The sequence below is a fragment of the Pseudorhodobacter aquimaris genome (assembly GCF_001202025.1).
Lineage (GTDB): Bacteria > Pseudomonadota > Alphaproteobacteria > Rhodobacterales > Rhodobacteraceae > Pseudorhodobacter > Pseudorhodobacter aquimaris.
Genome location: NZ_LGHS01000017.1, coordinates 1 through 6115, shown reverse-complemented (window position 1 = coordinate 6115; position 6115 = coordinate 1). Strand labels below are relative to the sequence as shown.

General features: G+C 57.4%; 7 protein-coding genes. 5 read left to right on the top strand and 2 right to left on the bottom strand.

What is annotated here, in order from left to right; all coding sequences use genetic code 11:
- Positions 1-37: 37 nt before the first annotated feature.
- The 4 genes from AKU94_RS02950 (at position 38) to tnpA (ending at position 4416) form a co-directional block, all read left to right on the top strand.
- Positions 38-925, top strand: coding sequence for a tyrosine-type recombinase/integrase (locus AKU94_RS02950; RefSeq protein WP_050525858.1), 888 nt, complete (start codon positions 38-40; stop codon positions 923-925).
- A gap of 12 nt (positions 926-937) precedes the next feature.
- Positions 938-2137, top strand: coding sequence for an IS91 family transposase (locus tag AKU94_RS02945; protein WP_050525857.1), 1200 nt, complete (start codon positions 938-940; stop codon positions 2135-2137).
- 942 nt (positions 2138-3079) lie between these two features.
- On the top strand, positions 3080-3727 hold the full coding sequence (locus tag AKU94_RS02940) for a hypothetical protein (RefSeq protein ID WP_050525856.1): 648 nt from the start codon (positions 3080-3082) through the stop codon (positions 3725-3727).
- 386 nt (positions 3728-4113) lie between these two features.
- The gene (gene tnpA / locus AKU94_RS20160; RefSeq protein WP_232295666.1) at positions 4114-4416 is read left to right on the top strand and encodes an IS66-like element accessory protein TnpA; all 303 of its coding nucleotides are present in this window, start codon (positions 4114-4116) and stop codon (positions 4414-4416) included.
- A 25-nt stretch (positions 4417-4441) separates the two neighbouring features.
- On the opposite strand, the gene tnpC is transcribed toward tnpA, so the two are convergent.
- Positions 4442-5104, bottom strand: coding sequence for an IS66 family transposase (gene tnpC, locus AKU94_RS02930; protein WP_456300032.1), 663 nt, complete (start codon positions 5102-5104; stop codon positions 4442-4444).
- A 44-nt stretch (positions 5105-5148) separates the two neighbouring features.
- Between tnpC and AKU94_RS02925 the strand changes: the two genes are divergently transcribed.
- Positions 5149-5517: a hypothetical protein gene (locus tag AKU94_RS02925; protein ID WP_157056376.1), complete on the top strand. Its 369-nt coding sequence runs from the start codon at positions 5149-5151 to the stop codon at positions 5515-5517.
- A 57-nt stretch (positions 5518-5574) separates the two neighbouring features.
- Here AKU94_RS02925 and istB read toward each other — a convergent pair.
- Positions 5575-6115: IS21-like element helper ATPase IstB (gene istB / locus AKU94_RS02920; protein ID WP_050525854.1), on the bottom strand; the 541-nt coding region annotated here is incomplete at its 5' end.

The window sequence follows — 6115 nt, the reverse complement described above, 5'->3', positions numbered from 1 at the left end:
GATTGAGGCCTTCTCAATCATCAGACAGGAGGTTCCCATGACAGAGGAGAAAGTAACCCCGCTGCGCCAGCGGATGATCGAAGACATGCGCATCCGTGGGATGGGCGACAAGGCGCAAAAGTCCCACATCCGGGCGATCAAGGACTTCGCGTCCTTTCTGGGGCGATCACCCGACACCGCGACGCCGGAGGACCTGCGCGCATATCAGCTCCACATGACAGATACAGGGATCACGCCCTCGACCTTCAACACGCGCATTGTGGCGCTGCGGTTCTTTTTCGGCATGACCTGCGGGCGCGAAGAGATGAAGCGCTACATGCAATTCCGAACCGAGCCGCGCAAGCTGCCTGTGGTTTTCAGCGTCGAGGAGGTGTCCGACATCCTGATGGCGGCACCCGGGCCAGGGTTGAAGTATCGTGCAGCTCTCAGCATTTCCTATGGTGCCGGTCTCAGGGCTGCCGAGGTCTGCAACCTCAAGGTCGGCGATATCGACAGTGATCGGATGCTGATCCATGTCGAACTGGGCAAAGGCCAGAAGGATCGCAAGGTCATGCTGTCACCCGGCTTGCTGGAGTTGCTACGGGCCTGGTGGCGCGAGGCGCGTCCCGAAGGCTGGCTGTTCCCGGGCAAGCCGAAGATCAACCCGATCTCACCGCGCCAACTGAACCGCGCCTTCACCTCGGCCAAGCACATGGCCGGGGTCAAGAAGCCCGCCACCTTGCACACGTTGCGGCACAGCTTCGCCACGCACCTGCTGGAAGCCAACACCGACGTGCGGGTGATCCAGGTGCTTCTCGGCCATGCCAAGCTGACGACCACCGCACGATACACCCATGTGGCCACCAAGACGATCCGCGATACCGTCAGCCCCTACGAGATGCTGGCCAGATTACAGGACCAGACCGTGAAGCGAAGCCTGGAGTGACCGGGCTCTGGGGTGACCCGGTCGAAGCTGGAAATCGCTGACATCTTCCGCGCCCATGGTCCTGCATGGCGAAAGGCCAACGCAGGGCATGTCAGCATCTCGCAGCTTAAGGTGATGTCCGCGATCGAGGCCTGCCGGACCGAGGCGCTCGGCGGCCATGTGGCCGGCTGTGCCAAGTGCGGCCACCATCACATCGCCTACAACTCGTGCAAGAACCGGCACTGTCCCAAGTGCCAGGGTCCGGCCGCGCGGGACTGGATGGCGGCGCGCGCTGAAGACCTGCTGCCCGTGGAGTATTTCCACGTCGTCTTCACCCTGCCGGCCGAGATCGCGCAGATCGCCTATTGGAACAAGCGGGCGGTCTACGGTCTCCTGTTCCGGGCATCTGCGAAAGCGATCATGACCATCGCGGCCGACCCCAAGCGCATGGGCGCTCGGGTGGGTATGACCAGCGTCCTTCATACCTGGGGATCAGCGCTGACACATCATCCCCACATCCACATGATCGTGCCCGGTGGCGGCCTATCGCCGGATGGCACCAGCTGGGTTGCCTGCCGCCCCGGGTTCTTTCTGCATGTGCGGGCTCTGTCGCGACTGTTTCGTCGCCTGTTTCTGGAAGGGCTGATGGCGCTGCACCGGGCTGGTCAGCTGGCCTTCTTCGGCGATCTGGGCGAACTGGCCGACGCGGACACCTTCACGGCGTGGCTCGCCCCGTTCCGCAAATCCGAATGGGTGGTCTATGCCAAGCCACCTTTCGGAGGACCCGAGGCCGTGCTGGCCTATCTGAGCCGATACACCCACAGGGTCGCGATCTCGAACGCCCGCCTGGTCAGCGCCGATGCCGATACTGTGGCCTTCCGCTGGAAGGATTACCGCATCAAGTCCGGCGATCGCCAAAAGGTCATGCGGTTGGCCACGCCGGAGTTCATTCGTCGTTTCCTGATCCATGTCCTGCCTGACGGGTTACACCGCATCAGGCACTACGGCCTGCTGGCCAGTTCGACCCGCAAGGCAAACATCACGAAGATCCGCACATTGCTCTGCGTCCAGCGCCCCGAACAGACCCCTGCGTCAGAACCCGACGCCGAGATCGTCTCACTCACCCTGCGCGAACCATGCCCCTGTTGCGGCGGCCCCATGCGCATCGTCGAAATCTTCCGGCGCGGGCAAAAGCCGTCATCACGAGCACCGCCAAGGGAGCAGGCCGCATGACAAATCGCCTGTCACTCGTCACGGAAATCCACCAGCTGCAATCCGCAGACTTGGTCCTAACAGCCTGTGCTTGTTCACTTCCAGCGTCGCACGAAGCGGCAATGACACCGAAACAAACAGCTTTGTCGGCATCCTTAGCCGTGCATGCGAGCGTATCGGGCACCATACGCACCTTCAGCCGCACCCCTGATGCAACGGTTGCCCTAACCGACTGCACACTTTCCCCATAGACGGGTCCAAGATCCCCACGGCTTCCACCTTGGGAGGTTTTCCAACGCGGGTCGTGGTCTCGCCAGTGCGCAACGTGCCGCCGCGACCCGCATCAGAAAACCTTCACCTCTCCGGGCATTCGCCAGGTTGGGCCTCGCTGCGGTGTAGCTACCCCGAATCGGCCCTTCGCGGCTACGTGCAGAAACGTCTTCCAACCCGACGCCTGCAAGGCGGTCGCTCGTGCCCGGCACAAGTAATCACCTAGCGCTCAAGCACATCGTAATGTAGCTCACCAAGTGGTTGGGTTTTGCGCCGCCATCGACAAGGAATGTACCTGCAGACCCGGCATGACACCTATGCGAGGCAAGAACACGTAGGTTACGACCAAAATAAGCTTGTACAATGTATCCTTTCTGGCAGAAAGTTTTCCAAAAAATGTTCATACATCTGACCTGCCCGCAATACAGGTTTATAAATTCATGTTAGTTTGCAAAGCGCCGGAGGCCACCTTCTATGCCATATCTTCCACTAACGGATAAACTCCGTCAGGGCGATATTATATTAGTTCGAGGTAATAATCTCGCATCGAAGGGTATACGCGCCGTAACGCGCGGACAGTTTAGTCACGCTATGATCTGTGTAGATCCGCCAACGATGATTGAAGCAGTTCCGGGGCATGTCAGAAACCTGTCACTATCTAGATGTTACATCGCGAATATAAAGAACATTCGGGTGCTGCGTTATACCGAGAAGTCTATTGCGGTGAAGGCCGCTAGGGAAGCCTCGCTATGGCTGGACATGCCTTACTCCGTTTTGGCAGCTATTTGTTCTGTCAAGATCATGCCCAGCAGTTATTCGGATAGTGGAGTATTTTGCTCACGCTTGGTAGCAGAAGCATACCGCAAGGCGGGAGGTGATTTGGTCGACGGGCAGCCAACCTCAAAGATCACTCCAGCTATGATCGAAGAGGAACCAAACTTACAGGACATTACCGCCTCACTTTTTGAATTGGCCCCAATAGGATACAACCTTGACGCATTAAGTGCCTTGGATGTTGATGTATTGCCTTGGGTGATGGACGAGCTATCAGAGACGCGACGCATTTGCGCAGAGGGTGTGCTTCCTGCTATCCGCGAGTATGAGGACGCTCACCCCACGAAAAGGAAATTAATACCCAGCTTCATGAGAATTATAGAACTATTGGTGAGCGGGAAAGAATTATCGAGAAACGATGCAGCAGGCGAGAGGGAAAATCTTGCGGCTATCGACCGCGCACTTAGCGCCTCCATATTAGAGAGCGGATTAGAGGAAAGCTACAATAATCTAGTGTCATTCAAGACAAGGACTCTGCTGAACTCATCAGTGACTCGCTTCAGGTAACCCCAAGATTTGATATTGCCTCCATAGAGCAGAGCATTGCAAACTCCGATAGAATTGATAGGCGTGCATATTCTTCAGAAATGATTGGAGAAATAGCCGACAGTTTGGGGTTCTGCGGCCTGAAAAAGTACTCCAATCTAGAGAAAGGTATCGTCGCTTGCATGCGTCGCAATCAAGAAGCCGCAAAGGAGGTAGTTCGCCGTCGAACAGGGCGCTAATTAATCACTTAGCCAGGCGTTGTGCCGTAGCAGGCTTCTGAAACCATTCTCGACGCTCTTTGTGGGATGTGATTAATCGCGGCGTAAGCGTCCGGTGAGCCTGCTCTGACGCGTCATAGAGTGTGTTGATAGTGTCCACTATTGATAGTGGACATCTTGAGGGCAGATATGGCGGGTAAGAAGGGTCAGAAGAAGCGGTTTTGGTCGGATGAGGAGAAGGTTTCGATCTGCGCGCAAACATGCGCGCCGGGTGTATCGGTAGCGCAGGTCGCGCGGCGGTACGCCATGAACACCAATCTGATCCACAAATGGCTACGTGATCCCAAGTTTGCGCCGGATCGAGAGATCGTTGAAGTCGAGGTTGCTGAGACGCCATGCTTTCTCCCGGTCGAGATTGTGGACCATCCCCAGACCAAAAACCCGGCCCCAACGGCTGACGCCAAGCCCGCACAAAGTGCGCTTGAGATGTAAGCGGTCGCTGAACAGCACGGTCAGCTTAGCTTGACGGCTTGAAGTTCCACGGCAGCAGATCATCGAGGCGGCTTTGCGGGTGACCGTTGGCGATCGCTGTCAGCGTTGCCTTGAGGTAGGCGAAGAGTTCGACGCCGTTGATCTTGCAGGTTTCGATCAGGGAGGCGATGCGGCCCCATGCGATGCCGCCTTCGTCGTGCCCGGCAAAGAGGGCGTTCTTGCGATTGATTGCTATCGGGCGCATCAGGTTTTCGACCCTGTTGTTGTCAATCTCGACACGACCATCGGTCAGGAAGGTTTGCAGCCCGTTCCAGTGGTTATGGATGTATGTGAGCTTTTCGCCCAGCCGGGACTTGCTGGAGATCTTGCGGCGTTGCGCCTGCAGCCAGTCGCCGAAGGCTGCGACCAGCGGGGCGCTGCGGGCCTGGCGGGCTGACAATCGCTGGCCGGGGTCGATACCACGGATATCGGCTTCAATGGCATAGATCTGGGCGATGCGGCGTAGGCCTTCGGCGGCGATTTCTGATCCGTCGCGGTCAAAGACTTCCTTCAGTTTGCGGCGCGCGTGTGCCCAACAATGGGCCACGCGAATTGGGTCGCCGCCCTTGCGCGCGGGTTTGGTCAGCCTGTTGTAGCCCTGATAGCCGTCGATCGTAAGCGGTGCAAAGACCCCATGTTTCAATAAAATAAGGGATTTGCGATATTCGTCACGTTCATCGAAGGGAGATGATTGTGTCGGAAAGCGAACAGAAAGAGGCCCATGTGGTCTGGGGTATCCCGGTTCCGCGCCAAGAGAATGGCCGGTATAAGTGGCCCCGTGCGATCAAGGACAAAGCCGTCGACCGGATCCGCGGCGGTGAAAAGATTGTGTCGATCGCACAGGAAATCGGCGCCAATCAGTCCCTGGTTGCAAAATGGGCATCTAACGTTCGCAAGGATGATTCCGCGCAGCAGGGAACGGGTGCCTTCGTGGAGGTGGTGGCAGCCGGAGACGCCAGGTCCAGTATCTGGCGCGAAACGGCGGCAACATCATGTGACGTGTTTCTTGGAGATGTGCGTCTCACGATAACGCCGAACTACCCGACTGTTGATTGTCACTGAGAACTGACCCGGCATTGTCACCGAGACTTGACCCACCCAGCTGTTATGTTCTTTGCGTCATGATGGCGTCAATGCTGCTGTCTCCTTTCGTTTCTTTTTCGCTGTCTCAGAGCTGGCCTTGAACCGATAGCTGTCATTACCTGTCTCAAGGATGTGGCAGCGGTGGGTTAGGCGGTCGAGTAGCGCGGTGGTCATTTTCGCATCGCCGAACACGCTGGCCCATTCGCTGAAGCTCAAGTTCGTGGTGATGACGACGCTGGTGCGCTCGTAGAGTTTACTGAGAAGGTGGAACAACAACGCGCCTCCCGAAGCGCTGAACGGCAGATATCCCAGCTCATCCAGGATCACCAAGTCGGTTTTCACCAACGCCTCAGCGATCTTTCCGGCCTTGCCTTGGGCTTTTTCCTGCTCCAGCGCATTGACCAACTCAACCGTTGAGAAGAAGCGGACGCGTTTACGGCGATGTTCGATCGCTTGGATGCCAAGAGCGGTAGCGACATGCGATTTCCCGGTTCCTGGGCCCCCGATCAGCACTACGTTTTCGGTCCCATCCATGAACTCCAAGCGATGCAACTGGCGAACCAAGGCTTCACGGATT

Bases quoted from the DNA above. Each gene is read 5' to 3' on its own strand.
- AKU94_RS02950 (WP_050525858.1), top strand. From the start codon at position 38: ATGACAGAGGAGAAAGTAACCCCGCTGCGCCAGCGGATGATCGAAGAC.
- tnpA (WP_232295666.1), top strand. From the start codon at position 4,114: ATGGCGGGTAAGAAGGGTCAGAAGAAGCGGTTTTGGTCGGATGAGGAG.